This is a genomic window from Kitasatospora sp. A2-31 (assembly GCF_022288725.1).
In the GTDB taxonomy this organism is placed as follows: domain Bacteria; phylum Actinomycetota; class Actinomycetes; order Streptomycetales; family Streptomycetaceae; genus Kitasatospora.
The window spans coordinates 16,753-43,477 of the sequence record NZ_JAKNTA010000023.1 but is presented as its reverse complement, the minus strand read 5'-3'; the positions used below and the strand labels follow the sequence as shown (position 1 = coordinate 43,477).

Genomic DNA, 26,725 nt, shown 5'->3' with positions numbered 1-26,725 from the left:
GGTTATGGACTGCCGGGGAATCAGTGACTACTTCATGAAGCCCCGGAGGGGATCCTCCCAGGAAGGTCCGCCGGCCCTCTTTATGATTACTGGTTGGTTCTTCATTGCGCTGTCCTCGGCTCCGCTTCTCTTCACACTGATCCTATTCATCGTGGATTAGCCATAGAGTGGCCCGTGGGCCCACAGGCCCTTCCTTGCGTCCCCGCAGGTTCACCCGGCGGGGGCGTTTCGTATTGCCATGAAGCGCGGCCTAATCGGGCCTTGAATGGTCGGGATTGCGTTTCCTGTTGTATGTCTCGGCGGTCGGCCGTCCGGCGACCCGCGTCCGGTGGCCCGTCAGCATGGGCGCCACGGGGCCGGGTCCGCGGGGAAGCCGCGCGCCGGCGCGGCGGAGTCGTCCGTGTCCTCCGCAGCAGGGTCGTAGGGGCCGTCCCAGAACAGGCCGCTCGCGAAGCGGTCGAGGGCCTCGTGCAGGTCGGGGGCGGCCAAGGGGCGCATGCCCTCCCAGGCGTTGGCCAGGTGGAAGTGCCAGCTGTAGGAGCCGGTGGTGGTGAAGAACCGGTACTCGGCGCACTACGGCGACTCCCGTGGCCGCCACACCCCGGCCACCCCCTGGCCAGGTGGCAGGGGGCCGCCATCCGGCCCAGCCGGGCCCCGCCCGGACGGCCCACGGCGGGGCCGGCCGCCTACCGTGGGCGGATGACCGACCACCGGCCCCGGCAACGACACCGGCCCCGGCCCCCGCAGCGACACCAACCCCGGCAGACCCGCCGGGGCTACCTCGGGGCCGCCGCCGCCTTCGCCGTCTGCATGGCCGGCACCACCCTCCCCACCCCCCTCTACGGCCTCTACCAGGAACAGATCGGCTTCTCCGAACTGATGGTGACGGTCGTCTTCGCCGTCTACGCCTTCGGCGTGATCGGCGTCCTCCTCCTCGTCGGCAACGTCTCCGACTCCGTCGGCCGCCGCCCCGTCCTGCTGTGCGGACTGGCCCTCGCCGCCGCCAGCGCCGTCGCCTTCCTCGCCGAACAGGGCCTGCCCCTGCTCTGCCTGGGCCGCCTGCTCTCCGGCCTGTCGGCGGGCCTGTTCACCGGCACCGCCACCGCCTACGTCCTCGAACTCGCCCCACCCGAGCGCCGCGCCCGCGCCGGCTTCGTCGCCACCGCCGCCAACATGGGCGGCCTGGGCTGCGGACCCCTGCTCTCCGGCCTCCTCGCCGAGTACGCACCCGACCCTCTCGTCCTGCCCTTCGTCGTCCACCTGGTGCTGCTCGCCGCCTCGTTCACCGTCACCTGGTTCCTGCCCGAGACCGTCCAGGACGCCCACCCGCTGCGCACGGCCCGCCCGCACCGGCCGACGCTGCCGCCCGAGGTGCGCGGGGTGTTCGTCCCGGCGGGGATCGCGGCGTTCGCCGGGTTCGCGCTGCTGGGGGTGTTCACCTCGGTCAGCCCGGCGTTCCTCGCCGAGGACCTGGGCATCGACAACCACGCCGTCGTCGGCCTGATCGTCTTCACCGCGTTCTTCGCCTCCACCCTCGGCCAGCTCCTGGTGCCGCGGCTCGGCACCGCGCGGGCCATCCCGCTGGGCTGCTTCGTCCTGATCGCGGGACTTGCCCTGCTGGCCGCCTCCCTCGCCTGGACGACCCTGGCCCCGCTGGTCCTCAGCGCCCTGGTGGGCGGCGCCGGCCAGGGCATGGGACTGCGCGGCGCGGTGGGCGAGGTCGCCGCGGCCTCGCCCGCCGAACACCGCGGCGGCGCCCTCTCCGCGCTGTTCGTGGTCGCCTACTTCGGCATCTCCATCCCGGTCATCGGCGTCGGCCTGCTCAGCGAACCACTCGGCCTGGCCGACGCCGGCCTGGTCTTCGCGGCCTGCATGGCCGTCCTCGCCGCCGCCTCCGGGCTCTACCTGCTCCACCGCGCCCGCACCCCCTCCGGGACCGCCCGGTCCGCCTGAGCGCCCTACTCCTCGGGGACCTCCACGATCACCAGCGTGCCCCGGCTGCCCGGCCGCACCGCGTGGTGCGTGCCGGCCGCAACCCAGTACATCTCGCCCGGACCCACCGTCACCTCCACACCGTCCACGGTCAGCTCCAGCCGGCCCACGACCACGAACAGCACCTCCGTCATCGCATGGACCTCGCTCGCCACCGGCTGCCCGTCCATGCGCAGCACCTTCACACCGGCCGTGCCCACCTGGCCCAGCAGGCGCGAGTTCCACGACGTCGGCAGCGCGGACGCCGCCTCGAACACGTTGACCAGACTCATGGCATGCCCTTTCAGCGGGCGGCCCTGCCCGGGAAGGCACGGCGCCCGCAGCGCGATCAATGGATACCGGGACGCTATCCGAGCCGGGCGGACAGTTGGTCGACCGTTTGGTAAAACCTCCCGCGACCGCTCAGGCCCGCCTCAACCGCGCCCGGGCAACACCTCGAGGACCGTGGCCGTGCCCTCGACCGGTTGGCCCTCGTGCATCGTGATCACCGCACCGGGCCCCAGGTGCCGCCACAGCTCGGGCCGCAAGGGCGCCAGACGGACATCGGCGCTCTCCCCGGGGCCGAGGCGCGGCACGCCCTCCACCCAGATCCGCGCGGTGTCCAGGATCCACCGCCCGTCCGCGGTGCGCAGGCCGACGTCCCACAGCGGGCGCAGCTGCCCGTCCCCCGCGAACGCCGTCCGACGACGGCCCTCACCAGGGCGGCGCATCGCCAGCCGCGCCCGGACGGTGCCGTGCCGCGCCTCCCCGGCACGCCACTCGCACCAGCGGCGGCTGTCCTCCAGCATCATCTGCCGGGAGGCCTCCGCGAGCAGCTCCCAGAACGCGACGGACGCCGGACAGGCGTCCGCGAGCTCGGCGAGCAGGTAGAGCGCCAACTCCCACTCACACAAGTCTAGTTCGGTGTGAATATCCGCGACCGTCAGCCCGCTGGCCGCCGCTGCGCCGTCGCCCGCCGCTGCGGCCTCCTCGGACAGGAGGTCGGCGGCCCGGCGAAGAAGGGTGAAGGCGTCGTCCATGGGCGCCATCCTCGCCCACACCCGCCGCCCCGCCCCGCCCCCGCCGCCCCGCCCCCGCCCCCGGCCCCCCGGCCCCGTCCCGGACGTGCGTGACCGCGCCGCCCGCGATTCGGCCGGGGGAATCCGGGCGAGGCGGAACCGGCGAGCGCGCTGTGCGTGTCCCCTCCACCGGTAGCCGTATGACGGACGATCACGCACCGCCCCTGGCTGTGCGGGGGAGCCCCGGGGAGATCAGATGATCGGTGGCATGCTGTTCCTGCTGGGCTGCGGGCTGACCTTCGTCGTGGCGGTGGTCATGGCGGCGCGCGGCACCAAGAAGGCCGTGGGCGCCACGCGGGTGGGCACGGGGATCAAGGGGCTGGCGCAGCAGCCGGGCTGGCGCCTGCACGACCTGAAGGCGCCGCGCTGGCAGGGCCACCTGGCGCATTTCCCCTGGCTGACCGCCCGGACCCGCGCGAGCGAGACGGCGAGCGGGCCGCTCACGCTGACCGGGCCGCTCACGGGCAAGGAGGCGACGGTCTCGGTCCTGGTCAAGCAGCTGGAGCGCGACGTGGACCTGTGGCTGGCCGTCTGCACCAAGGTGGCGCAGCCGCTGCCGCGGGCCACGCTGGAGCGTGACTGGAGCAGCGCGGCGCAGCACATCCGGTGGCCGCAGGGCTTGGTCTACGGGCCGCGCGGCCAGGACACCGCCGCCCTGGAGGAGGCGCTGCTGGACGGGGGGCTGGCGGAGCGGCTGGTGGCCGTCGGGGCGCCGGCGGTGTCCTTCCTCGACGCCGAGGTGTGCCTGCTGTGGCACCCGCTCCCCGACGGCCGGACGCTGGGGGCGCTGACCGCGGCGGTGGCGGAGCTGCTGCCCGACCTGGTGCGCGCGGCCGCCGACCAGGACGACCTCGCCGAGGGGCCTCGCGGCGACGGCCGGGCCGACGGCCCGCCCCAGACCCCGCAGGCCTGAGCCCGCACGGTCCGCCGCCCGGCGGTCTCAGCGCTTGGTGCCGTCCACGATGACCGGCGTGCCACCGGCACCGCACGGGCTGGCGTAGACGGGGTTCTTCTCCGCCGCGGCCTTGAACGCCTCGATGCACTGGCTCAGCAGGATCTTGTCGGTCAGCGAGTTGGCGATCGCGGCGTTGGCGGCCGCGGTGCTCTCGGCCTCGATCCTGCGCTTCTCCGCCTCGGCCTTGGCCGTGCGCACGGCCGCCTCCGCCTGGGCGGTGGACTGGTCCTGCGCGATCTTCTGGTCGATGGCCTTCTGCAGGCCGTCGCTCGGCCGCACGTTGCGCAGGTTGACGCCGTTGACGAGGATCCCGCGCGGGGCCAGCCGGGCGGTGATCAGCTTGTCGATCTCCGAGCTGATCGCCTCCCGCTGCGAGCTGTAGCCCTCGACGCTGGTGTGGCGGGCGAAGACGTTGCGGACGATCTCCCGGCTGTCCGGGTAGACCAGCCGCTGCTGGACGGCCTCCGCGCTGCCGGCCAGCTTGAACAGCTCGACGGTGTGCTGCGGGTCGATCGACCACTTCACCGTGAGGTCGGCGAACAGCACCCCGCCCTCGGAGGAGCGGACCTCCACGGTGGAGTCACCGGTCAGGTCGAGATCGGCGGGCCGGGTCGAGAAGGTGGTCACGTCGGTCAGCGGCGACTTGAAGTGCAGCCCCGGCTGCCAGGTGGTGCCGACCTTGCCGAGGCTGGTGGGCACCGCCACCTCGGTCGGCTCGACCACGTGCACGAAGGTCGTGAGCCCCAGCAGCAGCCCGAGGACGCCGGCGACGATGCCGCCCAGGGTGACCGGCCAGGAACCGACCTCGCGCCACCGCAGTATCAGCAGCACGACGCCGACGGCCAGGAACAGCAGGGACAGGATGAGCATGGTGGGGTCTCTCCGACTGGAGTGATCAAGACTGACGGCCGCAGCTTAGGCAGCCGACCGGGGGCCCCTGAGCCCGGTTCAGGTGATGTTCATACGATCAACCCCGTGCGTTGGCCGACGGCGCCCACCGGCACCGACCCGGGTGAATCCTTTCGCGCCCGCCGTGCCTCTCATAGCCGTACGCCGTGCGGACGACCGCGTCCGCCACGCACCCCACCCACCGGGAGGACCCCCATGACCGCCGTCGTCATCGCCGTCGCAGCCGGCGCGCTGCTGCTGTGCGCGTGCACCGTCACGCTGCTGCGCCGCCGCAGGCGTCAGCGTGGCTGACCACAGCTGGCCCGGCGCCACCCTGGTCACCGCGGCACAACGCGGCGACGCCGAGGCCCTCACCGCCCTGATCCACGGCTCCCACCCCCACGTCCAGCGCTTCGCCCACTCGCTGTGCGCCACACCCCAGGACGCCGAGGACGCCGCCCAGGAAGCGCTGATCATCCTCTACCGCAAGATCGGCATGCTGCGCGCCTCCGGGGCGCTGGCGTCGTGGATGTTCCGCATCGTGCGCAACGAATGCCTGCGCCGCACCCGCGGCCTGCTCCACCGCCCACCGGCCGGCGACCCCGACCGGGACGACGCAGCCGCCCGGACCGGCACCACCGCCCGGTCCGCCGAGGAGGACGTCCTGCTGCGCCTGGAGGCCGAACGCGTCGCGGCCGCCGTCGCCGCCCTGCCCGCCGACCAGCGGCAGGTGCTGGTCATGCGGGACATCCAGGGCCTGCCCGGCCGCACCGTCGCCGACCGGCTCGGCCTGAGCACCGCCGCGATGAAGTCCCGCCTGCACCGCGCCCGTTCGACGGTCCGCGAGGCCCTGCGCGAAGAACCGGCCGCCGCCCCGAGGGGGAACGCACCATGAAGCTCGACCTCACCACCGCGACCCGCACCACCGCGACCCGCACCACCGCGACCCGCACCACCGCGACCCGCACCACCACGCCCGCCCCTACCCCGGACACCCCCGCTGCACCGGACACCCCCGCCGAGGCCCCTGGCGGGCGCGCCGCACCCACGCGCGGCGGCTTCGCCAGCGCCACCGTCCCGCGCCACCTGGCCCGCGGCGCCCTCGGGTTCGGCGCCCTCGCCGCCTCCCTGGCCCTGCTGCCGGCCACCGGCCCGGCGAGCCTGCTGCTCGCCCCCGTCGGCCTCATCGCCCTACGCGGCTGCCCGATGTGCTGGGCGATCGGCCTCGCCGAAACCGTCTCCGCCGGCCGGCTGCGCCGCTCCTGCACCGACGGGAGGTGCGAACTGACCCGCGCCCCCTCGTAGGACCCGGCGAACGGACCACCACCCCCCGGGCCCTGTGATACAGGAGAGGCCCGGGCCGCACCGGCCCGGGCCCAGACCAACCCAGGGGGACCGCATGCCGGGCATCGCGGCACTGCACGCCTGCGCCCAGCGCCACCTGCACGACTACACCGACCCCGGCGGACGGCGGGCCTTCGCCACCTACGACCGCCAGGGCGACCCCGCGGCACTGGAACCGGTGGACTGCCTCGCCCCGGCCCTCCTCAGCGTCCCGCTCGGCCACCGCCAGGTCGTCCCCCTCTTCCAGCCCGACGGCCCGGGCGCCGGCCTGCTGCGCGCGATGCAGGCCGTCCTGGACGACGAGGCCTGCGCCACGGCCGACTTCCTCGACCTCGCGCTCGACGACCCCGCCGGCCCGTGGGCCCTGGTGGACCGGGCCCTGGCCGCGAGCCGGGACGTGGCCGGGGTGAAGGCCGTCGCCGTCACCAAGATCCTCCACCGCAAGCGGCCCCGCCTCGTCCCGATCTTCGACCGCAGCATCCACCGCTTCTACACCGGCCTGACCCCACCCACCGGCGCCTACCAGGACACCCCCCGCACCCTCTGGCCGCTGCTCCAGAACGACCTGCGCCGCCACCGCGCCTGGCTGACCGACCTGGCCGCCCCCGTCACCACCCCGGACGGCCGCCCCCTCAGCCCCCTGCGGGCCGCCGACATCGTCATCTGGGAACACGCAGCCACCGGCTGCACCGCCGGCCCCGGCGGCGCAGCGACCGACACCCGGTGACCGCGCAGCAGGCCACCCGCCACGCCGCGGCGCCGACCCCGGAACGCCCGGCCGGTGCCGTGGTCGCCACCGTCGACCCGCGGCGCTGGAGTGCGCAGCCGGTCCGGATCATCGACCTGACGCCCTGATCCTGTCCGACGGCGGAGGGGAGCCCGTCCGAGGTCCGCTACGCCCGGCTGACTGTGCCGGGTCAGTGGGGGAGTGAGAAGTGCTGGGCCGGGTTCGTGGCGTCGCAGGGGTGGAGCGCGGGGGCCGGTGCCGTGGCGGTGAGGCAGCGGCCGGAGGGCGGGTGGAGGAGTGAGCCGTCCGGGCGGGGCCACCACTGTTGGGCGCCGGTGCCGTTGCAGGTCCACAGCTGGGCGGGGGTGCCGGCGTCCGGGCGGCCGCCGGTGACGTCCAGGCAGCCTCCGCCTGTGCGCAGGGTGCCGTCAGGGGCGGCCGTCCAGCGCTGGTCGGCGCCGCCGGTGCAGGCGGTGAGCCGCACCGGCACGCCGTCCGCACCGTCCGCACCGGCGGCACCGTCCGCACCGTCCGCACCGGCGGCACCGTCCGCACCGTCCGCACCGGGGGCGCCGGGGGCGCCGGCGCTCAGGCAGGCGTGGCCGGGGGTGGTGAGCGGGCCGGTCGCCGGTGCGGCGGGGCCCACGTCGAAGGAGGGCGGCGCGTCCGCGGGGTCGGCGCCCCAGGCGGGGTCCGGGTCGGCGGCCAGGGTGAAGGCGAGGGTGCCGCCCCGGCGGACGAAGTCCTCGCTCACCCAGGGCCGTTGGGTGAAACGGCCGTCGGTGCGCAGCGCGTGCACGTAGCGGACGCTCTCGGAGGCGCCGGGCGCGCTCACGTCGATGGTGCGGCCGCTGCCGCCGCGGTACACGGTGATGCGGGGGAACAGCGGGCTGGCGAGGACGAGTTCGGCCCGGCCGGGGGCCTGCGGGTACATCCCGAGAGCCGCCCACACCGCCCAGGCGGACATCTCGCCGAGGTCGTCGTTGCCGGGCTCGCCGCCCGGGGTGTCGGCGAACAGCGTGGTGAGGGCGCGCCGGACCACGTCCTGGGTGCGGTGCGGCCGGCCCGCGTAGGCGTACGCCCACGGGGTGTTGAGCGAGGGCTCGTTGCCCAGGTAGGCGTGGGGGGAGCGGCCGCCGGCGTTCAGTTCGGTGAAGAACGCGTCGAGCCGGGCGGCGGCGGCCTCGTTGCCGCCCATCGCGTCGAACAGGCCGCGATGGTTGTAGGGGACCATCCAGGTGTACTGGGCGGCGCTGCCCTCGACGAAGCCTTCGCTCTGCTCGGGGCGGAAGGAGGGCCAACTGTGGTCCGCGCGGCGCGGCTGGAGGTGGCGGCTGTCGGCGTTGACGAGGTTGCGCCAGTTGGCGGAGCGCCGCAGCAGGCCCTGGTGGGCGGGGAAGTCGCCGAGCCGGGCGGCGAGTTGGGCGAGGGCGAAGTCGGCGCTGGTGTACTCCAGGGTGGTGGCGGCCGGCCCCCAGACGTCGTCGGTGCCCTCGGGGACGAAGCCCAGCGCCCCGTACGGCCGGTGGCCGGGCCGCTCGCGTTCGTCGTGGCTGCCGTCAAGGGCGAGGCGCAGCAGCCGGTGGGCGTCGAAGCCGGTGGCGCCGAAGGCGTGGACGGAGGCGGCCATGGCGGGCAGCGGGTCGCCGACCATGACGCCGGTGCCGCCGTTGGCCAGGGTCCAGCGGTCGAAGTAGCCGGCCGTGGCGGCCTGGTCGGTGAGGGACTGGGCGATGTCGGCGGCTTCGTCGGGGGCGATCAGCGCGACCAGCTGGATCTGGGAGCGGTAGACGTCCCAGCCCGAGTAGTCGGCGTACTGGGTGTGGCCGGGGCGGGCGGTACGGATGTGCCCGTCGAAGCCGAGGTAGCGGCCGTCGGCGTCGCTGAACACGCCGGGGTGCAGCAGCGCGTGATAGAGCGCGGTGTAGAGGATGCGCCGCTGGGCGGGGGTGCCGCCGTCGACGGCGATCCGGGCGAGCAGGCGGTTCCACTGCGCGCGGGTCTCGGCGCGGATCCGCTCGAGGCCGGCGCCGCGCTGTTCGGCCGCCAGGTTGGCGCGGGCGCCGTCGAGGCTGACGAAGGAGATGCCGACCCGGGCGGTGACGGTGCGGCCGGCGGCGGTGCCGGTGCCGGCTGGGGTGTCGGTTCCGCTGTCGGCTCCGGTGGCGAAGGAGACGACGGCCTGGGCGCCGGAGGCGTCGAGCGGCCGCTCGACGGGCGTCCGCTGGGGCGTCGCCCCGCCGGGGGCCGCTGCGCCCCGGGGCTGCGTGGGGGCGACGCCGGTGCTGTGGCCGGCGCCGGTGCGGCGCCCGGGGTCGGCCACAGCACCGGCGTCGGTGCCGCCGAGGCCGGTGCTGCCGATGTCGGCGTGGCTGAACGGCCGGTCGAACTCGGCGTGGAAGTAGATGCGGTACCGGTTGTCCGTGCCGCAGAAGCCTCCGCTGTCGGTGTGGCCGGAGATGGTGCGTTCGCCGATGGTCACCTCGCCGGAGGCGTCGTTGAAGGCCCGGCCGGCGTCGACGGTGAGCGAGGGGGTGTGTCCGGCGGGGTAGGTGAAGCGGGCGATGCCGGTGCGCCGGGTGGCGGCGAGTTCGACCCGGATCCCGTTGGCGAGGGCGACCTCGTACGAGCCGGGGGCGATCCGCTCGTCGGCGTGCGCGAACCCGGTGTACGGCACGGGGGTGTGGTCGAGCACGGGCATGAACGGGGTGGTCCCGTAGTCGCCGCAGCCGGCCCCGGAGATGTGGGTGAGGCTGAAGCCGCTGATCCGGGGGTCGTCGTAGGCGTAGCCGCCGTGCTGGTAGGTGGCGGTGTCGGGGCTCCACTGGAGCATGCCGAACGGGGCCGAGGCGCCGGGGAAGGTGTTGCCGGCGGCGCCACCGTTGCCCCAGTCCGGCGCGTCGGGCCGGGTGCCCACGTACGGATTGACGGAGCCCGCCGGGTCGTCGACGACCACGTGCGCGGCGGGCGTGGACGTGGCGGGCGTGGCTGCGGCGTCGGGGCCGCCTCCCTGCGGGCCGGTCGCGCCGGCGTGCGGGGCGCCCGGTCCGCCGGACAGCAGGGCGACACCCAGCAGCAGCGCGGCCCAGGCCCGGGCCGGGGGGAGGTGTCGGGACCGGTGCACGCTGCCTCCCGCTGAGCCGCAGGTCTCTGACGGACCGTCAGGGAGAGTGTGCGCCGCACCCGGCGTCACCCGGCGCCACCGGGCGTCGACAGGCGGACGGCGTCCCCCGACCGGCCCAGGTGGGGCGGCCCGGTCGGTTCGGGGCCGACCGTCGCGGTACGGCGTCCGGCCCCACCTCCCCTCGGGGGGTGGGCCAGGGGGCCGGTGGGCCAGGGGGGCCGGTTGGGGCCGGGCTCAGTGTTCCGGGCCGGTGGTCAGGTTCTGGGTCATGCGTTCCAGGACGCTGACGGCGGTGCGGTACTCCTCGGGGGTGATGCCGGCGGTGGAGGCCTGGCGGAAGGCGGCGACGCGTTCGCCGGCCAGGGCGAGGCGGGCGCGGCCGGCGTCGGTGAGGGCGAGGTGCTCGGGGGAGGGGCGGGTGGCCCAGTGGTCGGTGAGCACGGCGGTGATGGCGGCGGTCAGTTCCGCGGGGGAGGCGTTGGCGGCCAGGACGGTGCGCACGCTGGTGTCGGTGGCCTGCGGGTCGTCGGCGATGACGTTGAGGACCTGCCAGGCCAGGCGGGTGAGGCCGTACTCGGCGAGCAGGGCGTTCATGCTGGAGGTGAGGGCCTGGTCGGTGCGGTTGAGCCAGTAGCCGATGGGCTTCATGCGGGTCTCCAGCGGGTCGGTGGGGGCCGGGCGGGACGCGTCGGCGGGTGCCTTCGGTGAGGCGGTGGTCATGGGGGTCCCTCGGGACGGGGCGGGGGCCGCTGCGGCGGCCCTGGCCGCAGGGGTCAGTGGTGGGTGAAGGCGGCGGTGTTCTCGCCGGCCCACTGGCGGTAGGTGCGGGCGGGGCGGCCCAGGAGGGTCTGGGTGGTGTCGTGGACGGCGGCCGGTCCGTGGTCGGCGGCCTCCCAGAGGTCGAGCAGCGAGGTGACCATCGGCGCGGGCATGTGACGGCCCATCTGCTGCTCGGCCTCGGCGCGGGTGATCTGCTCGACCGGGATCTCGCGGCCGAGGGCGTCGGCCACGATGGCGAGCTGCTCGCGGAAGGTGAGCGACTCGGGGCCGGTCAGGGTGGGTGCGGTGCCGGTGAGGGAGGTGGCGGTCAGTGCCTCGGCGGCGATGTCGGCGATGTCCTCGGGGTGGATCGGCGCGATGTGCGCGTCGGGGTAGGCGAGCTGGACCGGCAGGTTCCGGCCGATGGGGTACGCCCAGGCCAGGGAGTTGCTGGCGAAGGCGTCCGGGCGCAGGAAGGTGCAGGTCAGCCCGGACGCGGCGAGGGCGCGCTCGACGTGGAGGCTGTGGCCGGCGAGCGGGTCGTTCTCGGCGTTCGGGCCGAGGACGGAGGAGGAGGAGAGCAGCACGACGTGCTCGACGCCGGCGGCCTCGGCGGCCCTGGTGAACTCGTGGATGCCGGCGGGTTGGGGGTAGAGGAAGACCTGGCCGACGCCGCGCAGGGCGGCCTCGAAGGTCTCGGGCCGGTCGAGGGCGAGTTCGGTGGTCTCGACGCCGTCGGGGACGGTCAGTTCGGCGGGGTGGGCGCTGGCGGCGCGGACGGTGCGGCCGGCGGCGTGCAGGCGGGCGATGACGGCCTGGCCGACCTTGCCGCGGGCGCCGGTGACGAGGGTGGTGCTGGTCATGGGAAGGTCCTTCGCTCGTGAGATGCGCGGGATTGGTGGGACTCGATCGAGGGATGCACGGGGCTCGCGGGATGCGGGGAGTCCGCGGAATCCGGGAGAGATGCGGCCACGGCCGCATCCGGAAGCGGGATCCGCACCGTTCAGCCGTTCAATGCCTGTCTACATATGCATGATGTCCTGCACACGTTTTCGTGTCAACACATGTCTGCCATCGGTCACCTATGCGGCTAGGCTGGCGGCATGACCACGAAGCGCGAAGTGGGGACGGACGAGGAACTGCTGGACGCCGTCGGGCCGGCCCTCGGAAGGCTGCGGCGCTCCTCGCTCCTGGACGTCGAGGACCCGATCTCCCAGAAGGACCTGAGCCGCACTCTGGTCCTGCGGATCGTCGAGGACGCCGCGCACGAGGGCGGCCGCGAGGTGACGGTCGGCGCCGTTGCCGACCACCTGGGCGTCGACCCCTCGGTGGGCAGCCGCATGGTGTCGGACTGCATCGCGGCGGGCTACCTGGTCCGGGCCGCCTCCCAGCAGGACGGCCGGCGCACGGTCCTGCTCCTCAGCCCCGAGGGCGAGGGCCTGATGAACCGCTTCCGCCGCCACCAGCGCGCGGCCTACGAGCAGATCACCGCCGACTGGAGCGCGCACGACCGCCTGGAGCTGGCACGTCTGCTGATCAAGTACGTCGAGTCCCAGGACGCCCTGCGCCACCACGCCCAGACCCGCCGCACCGCCCGCTGAGCCGGCACCGCCTCTCACGCGCCTCGGCCCGGCCACCGCGAAGGTGGCCGGGCCGAGTGCCGTTCCGGGGGGAGGGGGCGGGAGGTGCCGGTCGGGGGGTGATGGTGGCCGAGCGGGGGGTCCGGGCCGTCGAGGAGGGCGGTGAACCGGCAGCCGTCCGAGCCGCCGGGCGCTCAGTCGACGGTGGGCCAGTCCCAGCCGAGCTGGAGGAAGAGGCCGAGGCGGTCGGAGACCCCGCGCAGCTCGCTGATGCGGCCCGCACGGACGGTGAGGACGAAGATCGCCTCGTTCTCGAAGCTGCGGCCGGTGGGCACGGGCATCCGGGGGTGGGCGCCGGAGCTGATACCGCTCTGGGTGATGCGGGCCACGACCTTGTCGCCCTCGGCGATCAGCTCCTCGACCCTGGCGTGGTAGGGCTTCAGCGCCTCGAGCTGCATGGCGATGGCGGCGAACGCGGCACCGGGCTCGTCCGGCTCGCCGTGGATGACCTTGTTGTGGTCGACGATGTCGGCGGCGAGGAAGTCGCCGAGGTCGTCGAGCCGGTACTCGTTGAGCGCGGCGAAGAAGCCGATGACGAGCTGCTTGTTCTGCTCCTGCCGGGTGTTGTCCATGGTCCGCCCCTGTCGGTCGTTCTCGGCTCGGTCCGTCTCCCGCCGGCGCTCTCTTACGCCGTAAGGCTGCGATGGCTGCTACTCTCGCCTTACGCCGTAAGAATGTCAAGGGGGCCGCTGATGGAGACCACCGGCAAGCGGGTGGGACTGACCCGGGAGAAGGTGCTGCGCGCCGCCCTGGAGGTCGCCGACCGCGACGGCATCGAGAAGCTGTCGATGCGACGGCTCGGCACCGAACTCGGCGTCGAAGCGATGACGCTCTACCACTACCTGCCCAACAAGGCCGCCCTGCTCGACGGCCTCGTCGAACTCGTGGTCTCCTCCGTCAAACCCGACACCGCCGGCCCGGCCGACCAATGGCCGCTGCGGCTGAGGGAGTTCGCCGTCGCCTTCCGCGCCGAACTGCTGCGTCACCCGGGCGTGATCCCCCTCGTCGCCACCCGCCCCGTCCGCTCGGCCACCGCGCTGCAGGCGGTCGAGGACACGGCGGCCGCCCTCACCCGCGCCGGCATCACCCCCGTGCAGGCGCTGCGGATCGTCAACTCGGTGGCGATGCTGGTCATCGGACACTGCCTGGCCGAGGCCGCCGACACCCCCGGCCACCCCGAGCAGGCCGGCGACGGCGACCTCGACCTCGCGGACTTCCCCGTCCTGGCCGCCGCCGTCGCCCAGGGCCTCGGCACCCCCGCCGACCACCAGGCCCGCTTCGACCTCGCCCTCGACGCCCTCCTCGCCGGCCTGCGGCCCTGACCCGCGCAGGCCTTCGGCGGTTCCCGCAATCCGCTTTCCGTCCGGCTGTCACGGTCACCGTCACCACGGAGCCCGGGCCGCACGTCCCGCCCCAACCGCTGCGCGCATCTGGCGAGAGGTCACCCCGCATCACGATGGATCAGGCGCTCAACCTGCTCTGCGACTGCGAGGGCAAGCCACAACCACCAGTCACCGGCCTCGTACCGCACCCCCGGCTCCACGCTCGGGTCAGAAGGCCGGCCCTCACCGCGTCTGCGCCGGACGCAGGTAGATGACGTAGGCCTCGATCCCGACCCACGCGGCCGTGCGTACCGCGCCGAAGTCGTCCAACTGACGGGCGATACGCCCCAGCGACTCGGGCGCGAACATCTCCCCGAGGTGCTTCGCGTCCGCCTCCTCCAGCGGCAGCCGGGCCACACTGCTGCGCACCGCCTCGACGGCGTCGGCGAGCCGGGTGAAGGTCGCCGCCTTCGTCGCGCCCTTGATCTCCACCGTGACCGGATACGGGAACTCCGCCCCCACCTCCGGCGCCGTGCTGGTGCTCTCCACTCCGCTCATGCCTCACCCATCCTCGACCTGTCACCGAAAGCGCCCTGCCGCGCCGCCCCCGCCGGGACCTCGCCCAAACTTCGCTCTGTGATGCACTGCTCACAGCGTCGGCCCAGCCTCGCTACCATTCCAGTAGGACGAGGCTGACAACGCTTGTTTCAAGTGCGGGAGTTGATCTCATGGCAGCGGGCATCAGGCCGCGCACCGCGAGGGAGAAGTACGGGGAGGAGCTGAGGATTCGGCGCACAGCCCTGGGAATGACGCAGGACGAATTGGCTCAGGCCGTTGTGTGCTCTCCCACTCTGATCAGCCACTTTGAGGCCGGGCGCCGGCTGCCCAACCTCGATGACGCGAAGCGGATCGATCAGGCGCTCGGTACCGACGGGTTCTTCGCCCGTTGGCTTCAAGATCTCGAATCCAAGTACGCCGACCACTTCGCCGTAGCGGCAGAGTTGGAGCAGCAGGCCGCACAGATTCAGCAATACGGCGCCTTACTGATCCCGGGCCTGCTCCAGACAGACGCCTACGCGCGTGCGGTGTTCCGCGCGTACAGGCCGAACCACCGGGCCGACGAACTTGACCGACGCGTCGTCAACCGCATCGAGCGTGCCCGCATCCTCGATGATCCGTCTGGCCCCGTTGTGTGGACCTTGTTGGACGAGGCAGTGCTCCGGCGGCGTGTGGGAGGCCCGCAGGTCATGGCGGAGCAACTACGCAAGATCGCAGACATGGCGGCTGCCGGACGATTGCGTCTTCACGTGCTGCCGTTCAGAGTCGGTGAGCATTCTCTCATGGAGGGCATGGTGTCCCTGATGACCTTCGCCGACGCTGCCCCAGTCGCCTATGTTGAGGGACTGTGCACCGGGAACCTGATGGATGATCCAACCCTGGTGAACGCCTGCCGGTCGGCTTACGATCTTGCCCTGAGCGATGCAACGTCGCACCTGGAGTCACTAGCCCTCGTACGGGCGGCAGCAGAGGAACACGGACATGATCGGCATTGAGAATGCCATTCCCGATGCGTCAACGCTCGGCGGCTGGCGGAAGTCCAGTTACAGCGGGGGCGGCAACGGCGACTGCCTGGAAGTGGCGGACGGGTACGACTGCATCCCTGTGCGTGACAGCAAGGACCGCCAGGGGCCCGCGCTGGTCTTCCCGACCGCCGCATGGTCGGCGTTCGTCGCAGGGGTCAAGGCAGGGGACTTCCCAGTCGTCTGACCGCCACGGGACAGGCCGATCGGCCCCGGAGAGGCCCGCCACCGGGTCGCACCGACCCCGCGTCTCCCGAGCCGACTGGATCCGAACGGATCCGATCCGAACTTTTGGTTATCGCGCCGGCCGCTGGCGGTCTCCTGTCGTGTGGGGCCGAGTTCCGAGCGGCACCGGCCGACCAGAAGAATGGGGAGAACGACCATGGCATGTCACCGCCGTACCGACCGCGCTGCCGCTGCCGAGCGCGCCCGTACGGCAGGGGGCTGCCGCTGATGGCCGCCGACCCCCGCGCCCTCGCCCGCCGCTGGGCGGTGCTGTCCTGCGTCCCCGTGCTGCTCCTCGCCGCCATCGTCGCCTGCGACCCCTCCCCCCAGCCCCGCCCCGCGGACGCGCCGGCCGGCGCGCAGCGCGGTGCCGGCGCACCCCCCGCGGTCACCGCCGCCCCGGCCGCCGCCGTCGCACCCGATCCGGCCGGCGGCGACCGGGGCCTCACCGCCGAACGGGACGGCTACCGCCTGGACGCCGCCGCCACCGAACTGCCTGCCGACCGGCCCGCGGCGTACTCCTTCACCATCACCGGCCCCGACGGCCGACCGGTCACCGACTTCGAGGTGCACCAGACCAGGAAGCTGCACTTCTACGCGATCCGCTCCGACCTGACCGGCTTCCAGCACCTGCACCCCGAGATGGCCGCCGACGGCACCTGGACCGCCGACCTCGCCGCCCTCACCCCGGGCACCTGGCGGCTGTACGCCTCGTTCCTGCCGAGCCCCGCCTCCCGCCGCAGCACCGAACTCGTGCTCAGCCGCACCGTGACGGTGCCCGGCACGAGCACGGCGGTGCCGCTGCCCGCCCCGGCCGCCACCACCACCGTCGACGGCTACACCGTCGCCCTCACCAGCGAGCCGATGGCCGGCGCCTACCGGCTGACCGCCACCGTCACCAGGGACGGCCAACCGGTCACCGACCTCCAGCCCTACCTGGACAGCTACGCCCACCTCACCGCCTTCCACGAGGGTGACCAGGCGCTGGCCCACCTCCACCCCGCCGACAAGGTCGCCGCCGACCACGGCGGCGGCCCGGTGCTGACCTTCCACGCCATGCTCGCCGAGGCCGGGAACTGGCGGGTCTTCCTGCAGTTCCAGACCGCCGGCGGGCTGCACACCGCCGAGCTCACCCTGAACGTCGCCGCCTGACGCACACCCGCCCGTTCCCCGCGCCGGCCTGCCCGGCTGCCTGCCCGGCGCGCAGCCGCCCGTCCCGCTCCTGACGCCTCGGCCGCGCCCCGGGGCGCCGCCCGGCACCCCCGTGGCGTGGGGTGTCCGTGGGGCGCCCTAGGATCGCGATGATCATCTACCGGTGATCACCCACCGGGGTAGGCGAGAGGGACGAACAGGACATGCGGAATCGGGGGATCGCGGCGGCCGTGCTGGCGCTGGGGGCGCTGGTCGCGGGGTGCGGGTCCGGCGGGGCGGGTGGGGGCGCGGCGACTGTGACGGCGGCCGCGGCGCCGAAGGCGGAGAAGCTCGGACCGGACCCGGGCACGCGCTACACCAGGGTCGACGTGCCGAAGCTGGACGGTATGACCTGCGCCAAGGGCGAGGGCGGCTTCCACTTCGGGAGCGACCTGGACATGAACGTCTTCGGCGTCGACGGCCTGCCCGCGCCCGCGGGGGCGGACGGCGACGACCACACCGACGCGTCGTGCTTCGGCAACCCGCGCCTTCGGCTCAGCAGCGGCGCCCACACCGCGACGGTGCCCCACTTCACGGCCCGCACCAAGCTGTTCGCCGCGGTCGCCGACCCCAGGGCCGCGCTGGAGGAGTCCTTCGAGCACACGATGAAGCTGAGCGCGGGCTACGGCCGTGAGCGCGTCGGCGAGGCGCGGCTGTTCACCACCCGCGCCCTGGTGGTGAAGTGCCAGCACAACGTCGCCGCGACGTTCCCGATGACCACCTGCTTCTGGGCGAACTACGGCGCGGTCGGTTCGATCGACTTCTTCCCCGCCGGCGGCGAGCACCTCCCGCTGGACCAGGCCGCCGCCCGCACCCAGGCGGTCGCGGCCTCCGCCCTCGCCGCCCCCGGCGGCGGCGCGTCGGCAGGCCCCGCCTCGCCGTCCTCCTCGCCCCGCCCCTGACCCCCTCGGCGCCGTCCGGTCGCCCGGTCGCCCTCCGCCGGCTGCTCGCCCAGGCGGCCGGGCAGCCGGCAGCCGGCGGCGGGCGGCGGGCGGCCGAGCAGCCGGGCGGACGAGAAACACGCCGCCCGCGCGGGGGAAGAGGGCCGCCACGGGGCAGGAGACCCGTGTGGACGATGCGGAAGCCGCCCGGAGCGGCGGATCGACGCAAGGGCTGCGGGAGCGGCTGGGAGCCGAGCTGTTCGCGCGGGTGGCCGGCCCGGACGGTCCCGCCGTGCGACAGCGCATACACGGGCGGCCCGGACCACGCTGGTTCGGCCCGGAACGGCCGATCCGCACCGTCCACGGCGACGCGGCCATGTTCGTCGGCGGGCTGCGCGCACTGCTCCTGCAGTCCCTCCACCCGCTGGCCATGGCGGCCGTCGCCGCCCACTCCGGCTTCCGCAGCGACCCGTGGGGCCGCCTCCAGCGCACCAGCACGTTCCTGGCCGTCACCACCTTCGGCACCGCCGAGGACGCGCAGGACGCGGTGAAACGCGTCCGCGCCGTCCACGCCCGGATCAGCGGCACCACCGCGGCCGGGCAGAGCTACCGGGCGGGCGACCCGCACCTGCTCGGATGGGTCCACGCCGCCGAGGTCGACAGCTTCCTCCGGGCCCACCAGGCCTTCGGGGTCGCGCCCCTCGACCCGGCCGGCTGCGACGGCTACCTCGCCGACACCGCCCGCGTCGCCTCGGCACTGGGCGTGGTCGACCCGCCACGCAACCGCGCCGAACTCGCCGCCCGCCTGCGCGCGTACGGGCCGGAGCTCGACGCCACGGCGCAGGCGCGGGACACCGCCCGGTTCCTCCTGCTCCACCCGCCCCTGCCGCTGCCGGCCCGCCCCGCCTACACCGCCCTCGCCGGCGCGGCCGTCTCGCTGCTCCCGCCCGAGTCCCGCCGGCTCCTGGGCCTGCCGCCCACCGTGCCGCTGCTGGAGCCCGCGCTCGTCCGGCCGGCGGGCCGGGCCGTGGTGCGCCTCATCCGCTGGGCGATGGCCGGCCCGCCCCCGCCGCAGCGCAGACCGGACTGACGGTTCCGCGCAGCCCGCCCCACCACCGCCACCACCCGGGCCTCTGTCCGACGCCGTCTCCCGCCCACCGCCCGGGGGCTGCCCCTCCTGCCGGCCCGCGGGCCCGACCGCGGCGGCCGGCGCTCAGCGGGTCTTGAACTCCTCGATGGCCGCCCGGACCACGTCGCGCAGGGCGTTGCTGCCGGCGTGTCCGGAGTCCTCGATGATGTGCAGCCGCGCGCCCGGCCACGCCTTCGCCAGCTCCCACGCCGTCTGCACCGGGCTGCCCATGTCGTGCCGGCCGTGGACCAGCACCCCGGGGATCCCGGCCAACGTGGGGGCGCCCCGCAGCAACTGGTCCTCCTCCAACCACGCGCCGTGGCTGAGGAAGTGGGCGCAGATCCGCACGAACGCGATCCGCTCGTCGGCCTCGCGGGCGCTGTACATCCCGGGCACGCCGTTGGGCTCGTTCGAGATGACCGCGTCCTCCCAGGCCAACCAGTTCGCGGCGGCCTCCTCCCGCACGGCCCGGTCGGGGTTCTCCATCAGCCGCGCGTAGGCCGCCAGCAGGTCGCCGTCCCGCTCGCCCTTCGGGACGCCGTCGCGGAACCGGTCCCACGCCTCCGGCTTGAAGCGTCCCGCGCCCCGGTACAGCCAGTCGATCTCGGCCCGGCGGGTCGTCGTCACCGCCGGGATGATCATCTCGCTGACCCGCCCGGGGTGTTGCTGCGCGTAGGCCAGAGCGAGCGTCGAGCCCCAGGAGGAGCCGTACAGCAGCCAGCGCTCGACGCCCAGGTGCGCGCGCAGCCGCTCGATGTCGTCGATCAGGTGCTGCGTGGTGTTCAGGCCCATGTCCGCGGCCGGGTCACTGGCGTGCGGGGTGCTGCGGCCGCAGTTGCGCTGGTCGAAGCGGATCAGCCGGTAGCGCTCGGGATCCCAGGCCGTCGGCGGCTTGCGCCACGCGCCCGAGCCCGGGCCGCCGTGCACGCTCAGGGCCGGCTTGCCGTCGGGGCTGCCGAACTGCTCGTAGTAGATGCGGTTGCCGTCCCCCGTGTCGAGGAACCCGTGGTCGAAGGGACTGCGGGGAGGGTAGGGATCATCGGCCATGACCTCGATCCTAGGCGCGACCATGCCCGAGCCTCCATGGATCCCCAACACAGATCATCACCAAGGACGTTGAGCCGAACGCGGTGCCCGGCCCCGCACGCCTGCCCGCCCCGCACGCCTGCCCGGCCCCGCACGCCTGCGGGGCCGGGCACGCGCCGGGCACGCACGTCAGCCGGCGGCGCCCACCGGGGCGGCGATCACCGAGAACGCGTACAGGATCGTCGGCAGCACCCCGAGCAGCGTGACGACCACCGCCAGCACGGCCACCTGGCGCCGCGCACCGCGCGACGCCGACACGAGGAAGCCCACCAGGGCGAAGAACGCCAGGGCGACGACCCCGGCCACGAGCACAGCGGACATCTGGACCTGCATGTGGAGACCCCTTTTGTTGTGACGAGCCCAGTCCGGTCCGGCAGTGCGGGGCGAAGGCGGAACCGGTGGCGCGGCCCCCTGGTAGGAGGGGCCAACCGCCGTGCCGCACACTGACGTTGCGGCCGACGCTAGCCCACGCGGCAGGGGCGGCGACAGCGGCGCCGGCAACACCGGGGCATGCCGAAGGGGGCGAGACCCCCCGGGCTACCACCCCCGAGGGTCCTCACCTGCAACGACGGAGGACTGGGCAAGTCACCACACGTCTGCATCAAGCATCGCGCCAACCGCTAAACGTTCGCGAAACGTCGCGACTGCCCGCGCACTTAACGGATACTGAGCAAGCTGTTACTGTGCCAGGCGTGGTGGCAGACCTTCAGTTCGCCCTGTTGGGGCCGGTGACCGCCCGCCGGGGCCCACTCACGATCACCCTCGGCCCCCCGCAGCGCCGGGCCCTGCTGGCCGTCCTGCTGCTCGCCCGCTCGCAGGCCGTCCCGGTCGCGGTGATCCGCGAGCGGCTGTGGCCGCCGGCGGGCGCGCCGACGACCGCCGTCAACGTGATCCAGGGCCACGTCCACCACCTGCGCCGGCACCTGCGCCAGCACACTCCGGCCGACGCCTCCGACCCGCACCTCGCGAGCTACCCGGGCCACTCGCCCGAACAGGCGAGCTACGCACTCCACATGGGAGCCGAAGCGCTGGACATCCTCGCCTTCCACCGACTGGCCGACCGCGGGCGGGAACTGGAGGCCGAGGGAAGCGCCAGGGAAGTACTGAACATGTGCCTTGCCGCACAGTCCCTGTGGCGCGGACAGCCGCTGGCAGACCTGCAGCCCACGCCCTACGTGCGGGCGGTCCGCCAGGGCCTGCTCGACGTCCGCCGGGACCTGCGCACCCGCGCCGCCCGCGCCCGCCTGGAACTCGGCGCGGTCTCCGAAGCGGTCGCCGACCTCCAACAGCTGCACCTGGAACACCCCGGCGACGACGGGATCGTGCTCCTGCTATCGACGGCGCTGGTGCGGGCCGGCGCCCGCCGCCGCGCACTCGAACTGCTCGACGAGGAACTGCGCACCTGGCAGCGGCAGTACGCGCACCGGCCCGAACAACTGCTGCGCCAGCGCGAGCGGATCCTCTCCGGCGAACCGGAGGACTCCCGGTGAGCGACGACACGATGCGCACCGAGGCCCGGCTGCTGGGGCCCGTGGTACTGACCGTCGAGGGCACCGACGTGGCCATCGGCAGCGCGAACGGCCGGGCCCTGCTCGCGTCCCTGCTGCTCACCCCCGGACAACCCGTCGCCGTCCACCGGCTCATCACCGACATCTGGGGCGACGCGGCTCTCAAACCCTCACGCTCGCACGCGCAACTGCACTCCCTGGTGAGCCGGCTGCGCACCCACCTGCGGGCCGCGCACGCCGACGCGCCCGCGCTCCTGCAGGCGCAGCACAAGGGCTACCTGCTCGCCGTCGATCCCGCCCGCGTGGACGGCACCCGGTTCCGCGCGCTGGCCGAGCAGGGACGCCAGGCCCTCGCCGAGGACCACCCGGAACCGGCCCGCGAGCTCCTCGACCGGGCCCTGGCCTGCTGGAGCGGCCCCGCACTGAGCGGCGTGCGTACCCACGGGCGGCTGGAGGAGGAACGGCAGGCGCTGGAGGCCCTGCGACTGGAGACGCTGGGACTGCGGATCGACGCCGACCTGCGCCTTGACCGGCCCGCCGCGGTGATCCCCGAACTGCGCTCCCTCACCGCCGAGTTCCCCGCACATGAGCGGTTCCGGCTGCAACTGGCCGAAGCCCTGGAACGCTCCGGCCGCGGCACCCAGGCCTGGGAACTGCGACGCGCCCGGCCTGCCCCGACGGGGGAGGCCGGCGTGGAGCCGTCCGCCGAGCCGGCCCCGGAGCCGTCCCCGGAGCCAGGCCCGAAGACCCGCCCCGCGCCCGCGCCCGACGAACTGCGCATCTCCCTCCTGGGCCCGGTCCGCGCCTGGCGCGGGACCACCGAGCTGCCGCTCGGCTCCCCCCAACAGCGGGCCGTCCTCGCCATGCTGGCGGCGCGCGCCGGCAGGCGCATGTCGATGCAGGACATCGTCGACAGCCTGTGGGACTACCCGGCCCCGTCCCAGGCCGTGGCCGCCGTCCGCACGTACGTCTCGCGGCTGCGCAAAGTTCTGGTGCCCGGCCGATCGGCACCGGGGGCGGACGCCGTCCTGGTCAGCGTCAGCGACGGCTACGAGCTGCAACTGCCGCGCACGGCCGTCGACCTCCACGTCTTCGAGAGCCTGCTCGCCGAGGCGGGGGCAGCCGCTGCGGCGGGCGACCACGCCGCCACCGCCGAGGCGGTCTCCGACGCACTCGCGCTCTGGCACGGCGACGAAGCCCTGGCGGCCCTGCCCGGATTCCACGCCGACACGCTGCGGATCAAACTGGCGAAGCAGCGGATCGACGCGTCCGAACTCCTGCTGGCGGCCCGGATCGAGCTGGGGCACGGTGCGGAGGTGATCGCGGAGCTGAACGAGCTGACGGGGCAGCATCCGCTGCGCGAGCGCCTGCGCGAACTGCTGATGCTCGCGCTCTACCGCGCCGGCCGCCAGGCCGAGGCCCTGGGCGTCTACGCCGACGCCCGCAAGCTGCTGATCGAGGAACTCGGCCTCGAGCCGGGCGCCGGGCTGGCTTCGATGCACACCCGCATCCTCGCGGGCGACCCCGCCCTTCTCCCGGCGTGGCCGGGTGACGTCGACCGCGACGAGCCCGCCACCGTCCCGCCACCGGCCCAACTGCCCCCGGACATCGCGGACTTCACCGGGCGCGCCGACCTGGTCCGCGAACTGCGCGCGATCCTGCGCGGCGGATCCGGGCAGGCCCCGGTGGTGGCGGCGCTCGCCGGCATCGGCGGCGTCGGCAAGACGACGCTGGCCGTGCACGTCGCGCACGGCCTCCGCGCTGACTTCCCCGACGGCCAGCTGTACGTCGACCTGCGCGGCGCGAGCCGCGACCAGGCCGACCCGGGCGCCGTGCTGGGCGACTTCCTGTACGCGCTGGGGGTGGCCGAGCCCCCCGACTCCTTCGAGCAGCGCGTCGCGCTCTACCGCTCGCTGCTGGCCGACCGGCGCATGCTCATCCTCCTGGACAACGCCGCCGACGCCCACCAGGTGATACCCCTCGTCCCCGGGGCCCCCGGCAACGCCGTGCTGGTCACCGGCCGCCCCCGGCTCGCGCAACTGCCCGGCGCGCACCTCCTGGACGTCGAGGAGCTGACCCCGCACGAGGCCGTCGACCTGTTCGCCGCCGTCGCCGGCCGGTACCGGGTCGAGGCCGAGCCAAAGGCCGCCATGGAGGTGGTCACCGCCTGCGGCTTCCTGCCGCTGGCGGTACGCATCGCCGCCGCGAGGCTCGCCGCCAAGCCGAACCGGAGGGTCGCCGAGCTGGTCGGGCACCGCAGCGCGGCGATCGCCGCAAGTCCGCCGTGGACCGCGCCACCGGCCGCCGTCGGCGCCGGCACCCAGGTCGACAACCGCATGACCGGGGGCACCTTCCTCGCCCCCGTCGTCCAGGGCAGTACCGTCCACGTCTCCCTGAACGCGCCGACCACGGTCGGGACCGCGGCCGGGAGCACCGCGACCGCCCCGCGCACCGGACCCGGCGACGACGACACCCCGCCCGCCCTCGGACGGCCGATCCACGCCTGGGACCCCCACGACCTGGAGGTCCACCCCGCCACCTCCGCCGGCCCCCTCGCCGGACGCCAGCGGCTGCGGGTCCTGCCCGGCTACGTGCCGCGCGCCCACGACCGCGTCCTCGCCGACGCCGTCCGGGCGGCCCAGGACGGCCGCAGCGCCCTGCTGGTCCTGGTCGGCTCGTCCTCGACGGGCAAGACGAGGGCCTGCTGGGAGGCCGTCCAGCCGCTCGCCGCACAGGGCTGGCGGCTGTGGCACCCCTTCGACCCGACCCGGGCCGAGGCCGCACTCGCCGACCTCGAACGCGTCACCCCGCGCACCGTGGTCTGGCTGAACGAGGCCCAGCACTACCTCGGCCACCCGGAGACGGGGGAGCGGATCGCCGCCGCCCTCCACACCCTCCTCACCGAGCCCGCCCGCGCACCCGTCCTGGTCCTCGGCACCCTGTGGCCCGAGTACGCACAGCGGTACACCCACCTGCCCGACCCCCGTGAACCCGACCCGCACACCCGCGTGCGCGAACTCCTCGCCGGACGGACCGTCACCGTCCCCGACACCTTCGACGACCGGGCCCTGCGCACCGCCGCCGCCCTCGCCGACGCCGGCGACCGCCTGCTGCAGGACGCCCTCACCCGCGCCCGTACCCACGGCCGCCTCGCCCAGGACCTCGCCGGCGCCCCCGAACTGCTGCGCCGCTACGACCACGGAACCCCTGCGGCCCGGGCCCTGCTGGAGGCGGCGATGGACGCCCGCCGCCTGGGCGTCGGGCCGTTCCTGCCCCAGGGCTTCCTCACCGACGCCGCTGTCGACTACCTCGCCGAGCACGACTGGGAACAGCTCACCGAGGACTGGGCCGAAGCCGCCTTCGCCGACCTCGCCCGTCCCGTCCACGGCAAGCAGGCGTTGCTGCGGCGCACCAACGCCCGCGCGGCGCGCAGGCCCGCGGGCGCCCCGGCTGCGCCGGCCGTGCCGGCCGCGCCCGCGGTGACGGCCGGCCCGCTGTTCCGCCTCGCCGACTACCTCGAACAGCACGGCCGCACCACTCGCCGCATGCTGTGCCCGCCCGCCTCCTTCTGGCACGCCGCCCACACCCACCTCGCCCACCCGGAGGACCTCCACAGCCTCGCCGATGCCGCCGAGGCCAGGCACCGCCTGCAATGGGCCCACCATCTGCGCCACCGGGCCGCCGAGTTCGGCCACACCGGCACTCTGATCGACCTGGCGCGGCAGCGGAAGGCGGCCGGGGACCGGGAGGGCGCCGAGGCCTTCTACCGCCGGGCCGCCGAGGCCGGCCACACCGGCGCCCTGGTCGCCCTGGCGCTGCTGCGGGAGGAGGCCGGGGACCGGGAGGGCGCCGAGGCGCTGGCCCGCCGGGCCGCCGAAGCCGGCCACCTCGGTACGGTGACCGACCTGGTGCTGCTGCGGGAGGAGGCCGGGGACCGGGCGGGCGCCGAGGCGCTGGCCCGCCGGGCCGCCGAGGCCGGCGACACCGGCACCCTGACCCATCTGGCGCGCATCCGGGAAGCGGCCGGCGACCGGGAGGGCGCGGAGACCCTCCACCACCAGGCCCTCGACGCCGGCGACATCAGCGCCCTGATGAGCCTGGCGCGGCTGCGGGGAAAGGCCGGGGACCGGGAAGGCGCCGAGGCCTTCTACCGCCGGGCCGCCGAAGCCGGCCACCTCGGCGCACTGACCGATCTGGCACTGCTGCGGGAGGAGGCCGGGGACCGGGCGGGCGCCGAGGCGCTGGCCGGCCGGGCCGCCGAAGCCGGCCACCTCGGCACCCTGACCCATCTGGCGCGCATCCGGGAAGCGGCCGGCGACCGGGAGGGCGCGGAGGCCTTCCTCCGGCAGACCGTTGACGCCGGGGACAGCGCCGCCCTGATCGACCTGGCGCGACTACGGGAAAGGGCGGGGGACCGGGCGGGCGCCGAGGCCTACTACCGGCAGGCCCTCGACGCCGGCCACGCCCAGGCCCTGACCGGCCTGGCCTGGCGCCGCGCCGGCACCGGGGACCCCGAAGGCGCGGAGGCCCTCTTCCGGCAGGTCGCCGCCACCACGGGCGCCACCGGGGGCGCTCCCGGACGCACGACGGGCAGTACGGCCTCCGCCGGCGCCCTGGCCGGCCTGGCGTGGCTGCGGGAGAAGGCCGGGGACCAGGAAGGCGCCGACTCCCTCTACCGGCAGGTGGCACAGGACGGCGGCGGCCGTGCCCTCGCCGAGCTGGCACAGGAACGGGCGGCGGCCGGCGACGGGCAGGGCGCCCAGGCCCTCTTCCGCCGGGCCGTGGACGCCGGCCACACCGGCGCCCTGACCAGCCTGGCGCGGATGCGGGAGATGACCGGCGACGGGGACGGGGCCCAGGCCCTGTTCCGCCAGGCCGCCGACGCCGGCAGCATCGTCGCCCTGGTCAACCTGGCACGCCTGCGCGGCCAGGCCGGCCACCGGGACGCCGCCAAGGCCCTCTACCGGCAGGCAGCCGACGCCGGCGAGACCTACGCCCTGACCTGCCTGGCCCTGATGCGGGAGAAGGACGGCGATCACGAAGCCGCCGAGGCACTGGCCCGCCACGCCGCCGAAGCCGGCAGCTTCGACGCCCTCGCCGAGCTGGCCCTGATCCGCGCACGGGCGGGCGACGGCGACGCGGCGGAAGCCCTCGCCCGGCAGGTCACCGACGCCGGGGACCTGGACGGCGCCGACGCCCGCCACCGCACCGGCGCCGGCCTGCTCACCTCCTTCCGCACGAGGAGGTGGCCGTACGGACTGGACCCGGACGGAACGCCGACACCCCCGTGGCACTGACCGACGGTGCGCCGCCGCC

The 26,725-nt window shown here is 74.6% G+C and carries 27 protein-coding genes; 16 read left to right on the top strand and 11 right to left on the bottom strand.

Annotation, left to right across the window (positions count from 1 at the left end; translation table 11 throughout):
• Window positions 1-336: 336 nt before the first annotated feature.
• Window positions 337-498: a hypothetical protein gene (locus tag MCM47_RS36355; RefSeq protein WP_238951296.1), complete on the bottom strand. Its 162-nt coding sequence runs from the start codon at window positions 496-498 to the stop codon at window positions 337-339.
• 312 nt (window positions 499-810) lie between these two features.
• On the opposite strand from MCM47_RS36355, the gene MCM47_RS36350 reads away from it, so the two are divergent.
• Window positions 811-1,953: an MFS transporter gene (locus MCM47_RS36350; RefSeq protein WP_238951307.1), complete on the top strand. Its 1,143-nt coding sequence runs from the start codon at window positions 811-813 to the stop codon at window positions 1,951-1,953.
• A gap of 5 nt (window positions 1,954-1,958) precedes the next feature.
• Here the strand turns inward: MCM47_RS36350 and MCM47_RS36345 are convergent, their stop codons facing one another.
• Window positions 1,959-2,264, bottom strand: coding sequence for a cupin domain-containing protein (locus MCM47_RS36345; RefSeq protein WP_238951295.1), 306 nt, complete (start codon window positions 2,262-2,264; stop codon window positions 1,959-1,961).
• Window positions 2,265-2,405: 141 nt separating this feature from the next.
• A complete protein-coding gene (locus tag MCM47_RS36340; protein WP_308222598.1) occupies window positions 2,406-3,011 on the bottom strand; it encodes a hypothetical protein in 606 nt (201 codons plus the stop codon).
• A 247-nt stretch (window positions 3,012-3,258) separates the two neighbouring features.
• On the opposite strand from MCM47_RS36340, the gene MCM47_RS36335 reads away from it, so the two are divergent.
• Complete coding sequence (locus MCM47_RS36335; protein WP_238951293.1) at window positions 3,259-3,963, top strand: hypothetical protein; 705 nt, start codon at window positions 3,259-3,261, stop codon at window positions 3,961-3,963.
• Window positions 3,964-3,990: 27 nt separating this feature from the next.
• On the opposite strand, the gene MCM47_RS36330 is transcribed toward MCM47_RS36335, so the two are convergent.
• Window positions 3,991-4,875, bottom strand: a complete 885-nt coding sequence (locus MCM47_RS36330) for a prohibitin family protein (RefSeq protein WP_238951292.1) — start codon at window positions 4,873-4,875, stop codon at window positions 3,991-3,993.
• 234 nt (window positions 4,876-5,109) lie between these two features.
• On the opposite strand from MCM47_RS36330, the gene MCM47_RS36325 reads away from it, so the two are divergent.
• The 5 genes from MCM47_RS36325 (at window position 5,110) to MCM47_RS42090 (ending at window position 7,092) form a co-directional block, all read left to right on the top strand.
• Window positions 5,110-5,205 carry an LPXTG cell wall anchor domain-containing protein gene (locus MCM47_RS36325; RefSeq protein ID WP_238951291.1) on the top strand — a complete coding sequence of 32 codons (96 nt, stop codon included), beginning with the start codon at window positions 5,110-5,112 and terminating at the stop codon, window positions 5,203-5,205.
• Complete coding sequence (locus MCM47_RS36320; protein ID WP_238951290.1) at window positions 5,198-5,788, top strand: RNA polymerase sigma factor; 591 nt, start codon at window positions 5,198-5,200, stop codon at window positions 5,786-5,788. The genes MCM47_RS36325 and MCM47_RS36320 overlap by 8 nt, the downstream gene beginning before the upstream one ends.
• Window positions 5,785-6,198, top strand: coding sequence for a hypothetical protein (locus MCM47_RS44200; protein ID WP_374209269.1), 414 nt, complete (start codon window positions 5,785-5,787; stop codon window positions 6,196-6,198). The genes MCM47_RS36320 and MCM47_RS44200 overlap by 4 nt, the downstream gene beginning before the upstream one ends.
• Window positions 6,199-6,292: 94 nt before the next feature.
• A complete protein-coding gene (locus MCM47_RS36310; RefSeq protein ID WP_238951289.1) occupies window positions 6,293-6,964 on the top strand; it encodes a DUF6308 family protein in 672 nt (223 codons plus the stop codon).
• The gene (locus MCM47_RS42090; protein WP_255753280.1) at window positions 6,961-7,092 is read left to right on the top strand and encodes a hypothetical protein; all 132 of its coding nucleotides are present in this window, start codon (window positions 6,961-6,963) and stop codon (window positions 7,090-7,092) included. Before MCM47_RS36310 ends, MCM47_RS42090 begins: the two co-directional genes overlap by 4 nt.
• A gap of 62 nt (window positions 7,093-7,154) precedes the next feature.
• Here MCM47_RS42090 and MCM47_RS36305 read toward each other — a convergent pair whose 3' ends face one another.
• The 3 genes from MCM47_RS36305 to MCM47_RS36295 form a co-directional block, all read right to left on the bottom strand.
• Window positions 7,155-10,088, bottom strand: a complete 2,934-nt coding sequence (locus MCM47_RS36305; protein ID WP_238951288.1) for a GH92 family glycosyl hydrolase — start codon at window positions 10,086-10,088, stop codon at window positions 7,155-7,157.
• 234 nt (window positions 10,089-10,322) lie between these two features.
• Window positions 10,323-10,808, bottom strand: a complete 486-nt coding sequence (locus MCM47_RS36300; protein WP_238951287.1) for a MarR family winged helix-turn-helix transcriptional regulator — start codon at window positions 10,806-10,808, stop codon at window positions 10,323-10,325.
• A 53-nt stretch (window positions 10,809-10,861) separates the two neighbouring features.
• Window positions 10,862-11,710, bottom strand: coding sequence for an NAD(P)H-binding protein (locus MCM47_RS36295; protein WP_238951286.1), 849 nt, complete (start codon window positions 11,708-11,710; stop codon window positions 10,862-10,864).
• 240 nt (window positions 11,711-11,950) lie between these two features.
• On the opposite strand from MCM47_RS36295, the gene MCM47_RS36290 reads away from it, so the two are divergent.
• Window positions 11,951-12,448, top strand: coding sequence for a MarR family winged helix-turn-helix transcriptional regulator (locus MCM47_RS36290; protein ID WP_238951285.1), 498 nt, complete (start codon window positions 11,951-11,953; stop codon window positions 12,446-12,448).
• Window positions 12,449-12,621: 173 nt separating this feature from the next.
• Here the strand turns inward: MCM47_RS36290 and MCM47_RS36285 are convergent, their stop codons facing one another.
• Window positions 12,622-13,059: an ester cyclase gene (locus tag MCM47_RS36285; RefSeq protein WP_238951284.1), complete on the bottom strand. Its 438-nt coding sequence runs from the start codon at window positions 13,057-13,059 to the stop codon at window positions 12,622-12,624.
• Window positions 13,060-13,179: 120 nt separating this feature from the next.
• Here MCM47_RS36285 and MCM47_RS36280 point away from each other — a divergent pair, with 120 nt between their 5' ends.
• The gene (locus MCM47_RS36280; protein ID WP_238951283.1) at window positions 13,180-13,809 is read left to right on the top strand and encodes a TetR/AcrR family transcriptional regulator C-terminal domain-containing protein; all 630 of its coding nucleotides are present in this window, start codon (window positions 13,180-13,182) and stop codon (window positions 13,807-13,809) included.
• Between the two features lie 243 nt (window positions 13,810-14,052).
• Here the strand turns inward: MCM47_RS36280 and MCM47_RS36275 are convergent, their stop codons facing one another.
• Window positions 14,053-14,367 carry a hypothetical protein gene (locus tag MCM47_RS36275; RefSeq protein WP_238951282.1) on the bottom strand — a complete coding sequence of 105 codons (315 nt, stop codon included), beginning with the start codon at window positions 14,365-14,367 and terminating at the stop codon, window positions 14,053-14,055.
• Window positions 14,368-14,537: 170 nt separating this feature from the next.
• On the opposite strand from MCM47_RS36275, the gene MCM47_RS36270 reads away from it, so the two are divergent.
• The 5 genes from MCM47_RS36270 (at window position 14,538) to MCM47_RS36250 (ending at window position 18,776) form a co-directional block, all read left to right on the top strand.
• On the top strand, window positions 14,538-15,362 hold the full coding sequence (locus MCM47_RS36270) for a helix-turn-helix transcriptional regulator (protein ID WP_238951281.1): 825 nt from the start codon (window positions 14,538-14,540) through the stop codon (window positions 15,360-15,362).
• Entirely contained in the window at window positions 15,349-15,576 is a 228-nt protein-coding gene (locus MCM47_RS36265; RefSeq protein WP_238951280.1) for a DUF397 domain-containing protein, read from the top strand. The genes MCM47_RS36270 and MCM47_RS36265 overlap by 14 nt, the downstream gene beginning before the upstream one ends.
• Window positions 15,577-15,842: 266 nt before the next feature.
• Window positions 15,843-16,766, top strand: a complete 924-nt coding sequence (locus MCM47_RS42085) for a FixH family protein (protein ID WP_255753278.1) — start codon at window positions 15,843-15,845, stop codon at window positions 16,764-16,766.
• 203 nt (window positions 16,767-16,969) lie between these two features.
• Window positions 16,970-17,707, top strand: coding sequence for a hypothetical protein (locus MCM47_RS36255; RefSeq protein WP_238951279.1), 738 nt, complete (start codon window positions 16,970-16,972; stop codon window positions 17,705-17,707).
• A 166-nt stretch (window positions 17,708-17,873) separates the two neighbouring features.
• Window positions 17,874-18,776, top strand: a complete 903-nt coding sequence (locus MCM47_RS36250) for an oxygenase MpaB family protein (RefSeq protein WP_238951278.1) — start codon at window positions 17,874-17,876, stop codon at window positions 18,774-18,776.
• A 123-nt stretch (window positions 18,777-18,899) separates the two neighbouring features.
• Here MCM47_RS36250 and pip read toward each other — a convergent pair whose 3' ends face one another.
• Together pip and MCM47_RS36240 are read right to left on the bottom strand one after the other, a co-directional pair.
• A complete protein-coding gene (gene pip / locus MCM47_RS36245) occupies window positions 18,900-19,862 on the bottom strand; it encodes a prolyl aminopeptidase (RefSeq protein ID WP_238951277.1) in 963 nt (320 codons plus the stop codon).
• A 168-nt stretch (window positions 19,863-20,030) separates the two neighbouring features.
• Complete coding sequence (locus tag MCM47_RS36240) at window positions 20,031-20,222, bottom strand: hypothetical protein (RefSeq protein WP_238951276.1); 192 nt, start codon at window positions 20,220-20,222, stop codon at window positions 20,031-20,033.
• A 371-nt stretch (window positions 20,223-20,593) separates the two neighbouring features.
• Between MCM47_RS36240 and MCM47_RS43575 the strand changes: the two genes are divergently transcribed.
• Window positions 20,594-21,391, top strand: a complete 798-nt coding sequence (locus tag MCM47_RS43575; protein ID WP_238951275.1) for a BTAD domain-containing putative transcriptional regulator — start codon at window positions 20,594-20,596, stop codon at window positions 21,389-21,391.
• Window positions 21,388-26,706 (top strand): BTAD domain-containing putative transcriptional regulator, encoded by a 5,319-nt coding sequence (locus tag MCM47_RS36230; protein WP_238951274.1) that lies wholly within the window; start codon window positions 21,388-21,390, stop codon window positions 26,704-26,706. The genes MCM47_RS43575 and MCM47_RS36230 overlap by 4 nt, the downstream gene beginning before the upstream one ends.
• Window positions 26,707-26,725: the final 19 nt, after the last annotated feature.

What these genes read in the sequence shown, in the direction of transcription:
- MCM47_RS44200 (WP_374209269.1), top strand. Translation starts at nt 5,785, where the DNA reads ATGAAGCTCGACCTCACCACCGCGACCCGCACCACCGCGACCCGCACC.
- MCM47_RS36275 (WP_238951282.1), bottom strand. Translation starts at nt 14,367, where the DNA reads ATGAGCGGAGTGGAGAGCACCAGCACGGCGCCGGAGGTGGGGGCGGAG.
- MCM47_RS36290 (WP_238951285.1), top strand. Translation starts at nt 11,951, where the DNA reads ATGACCACGAAGCGCGAAGTGGGGACGGACGAGGAACTGCTGGACGCC.
- MCM47_RS36335 (WP_238951293.1), top strand. Translation starts at nt 3,259, where the DNA reads ATGCTGTTCCTGCTGGGCTGCGGGCTGACCTTCGTCGTGGCGGTGGTC.
- MCM47_RS36345 (WP_238951295.1), bottom strand. Translation starts at nt 2,264, where the DNA reads ATGAGTCTGGTCAACGTGTTCGAGGCGGCGTCCGCGCTGCCGACGTCG.
- MCM47_RS36350 (WP_238951307.1), top strand. Translation starts at nt 811, where the DNA reads ATGGCCGGCACCACCCTCCCCACCCCCCTCTACGGCCTCTACCAGGAA.
- MCM47_RS36310 (WP_238951289.1), top strand. Translation starts at nt 6,293, where the DNA reads ATGCCGGGCATCGCGGCACTGCACGCCTGCGCCCAGCGCCACCTGCAC.
- MCM47_RS36295 (WP_238951286.1), bottom strand. Translation starts at nt 11,710, where the DNA reads ATGACCAGCACCACCCTCGTCACCGGCGCCCGCGGCAAGGTCGGCCAG.
- MCM47_RS42085 (WP_255753278.1), top strand. Translation starts at nt 15,843, where the DNA reads ATGGCCGCCGACCCCCGCGCCCTCGCCCGCCGCTGGGCGGTGCTGTCC.
- MCM47_RS36300 (WP_238951287.1), bottom strand. Translation starts at nt 10,808, where the DNA reads ATGACCACCGCCTCACCGAAGGCACCCGCCGACGCGTCCCGCCCGGCC.
- MCM47_RS36340 (WP_308222598.1), bottom strand. Translation starts at nt 3,011, where the DNA reads ATGGACGACGCCTTCACCCTTCTTCGCCGGGCCGCCGACCTCCTGTCC.
- MCM47_RS36255 (WP_238951279.1), top strand. Translation starts at nt 16,970, where the DNA reads ATGCGGAATCGGGGGATCGCGGCGGCCGTGCTGGCGCTGGGGGCGCTG.
- MCM47_RS36355 (WP_238951296.1), bottom strand. Translation starts at nt 498, where the DNA reads ATGCGCCCCTTGGCCGCCCCCGACCTGCACGAGGCCCTCGACCGCTTC.
- MCM47_RS36240 (WP_238951276.1), bottom strand. Translation starts at nt 20,222, where the DNA reads ATGTCCGCTGTGCTCGTGGCCGGGGTCGTCGCCCTGGCGTTCTTCGCC.
- MCM47_RS36285 (WP_238951284.1), bottom strand. Translation starts at nt 13,059, where the DNA reads ATGGACAACACCCGGCAGGAGCAGAACAAGCAGCTCGTCATCGGCTTC.
- MCM47_RS36265 (WP_238951280.1), top strand. Translation starts at nt 15,349, where the DNA reads ATGATCGGCATTGAGAATGCCATTCCCGATGCGTCAACGCTCGGCGGC.
- MCM47_RS36330 (WP_238951292.1), bottom strand. Translation starts at nt 4,875, where the DNA reads ATGCTCATCCTGTCCCTGCTGTTCCTGGCCGTCGGCGTCGTGCTGCTG.
- MCM47_RS36325 (WP_238951291.1), top strand. Translation starts at nt 5,110, where the DNA reads ATGACCGCCGTCGTCATCGCCGTCGCAGCCGGCGCGCTGCTGCTGTGC.
- MCM47_RS36280 (WP_238951283.1), top strand. Translation starts at nt 13,180, where the DNA reads ATGGAGACCACCGGCAAGCGGGTGGGACTGACCCGGGAGAAGGTGCTG.
- MCM47_RS36270 (WP_238951281.1), top strand. Translation starts at nt 14,538, where the DNA reads ATGGCAGCGGGCATCAGGCCGCGCACCGCGAGGGAGAAGTACGGGGAG.
- pip (WP_238951277.1), bottom strand. Translation starts at nt 19,862, where the DNA reads ATGGCCGATGATCCCTACCCTCCCCGCAGTCCCTTCGACCACGGGTTC.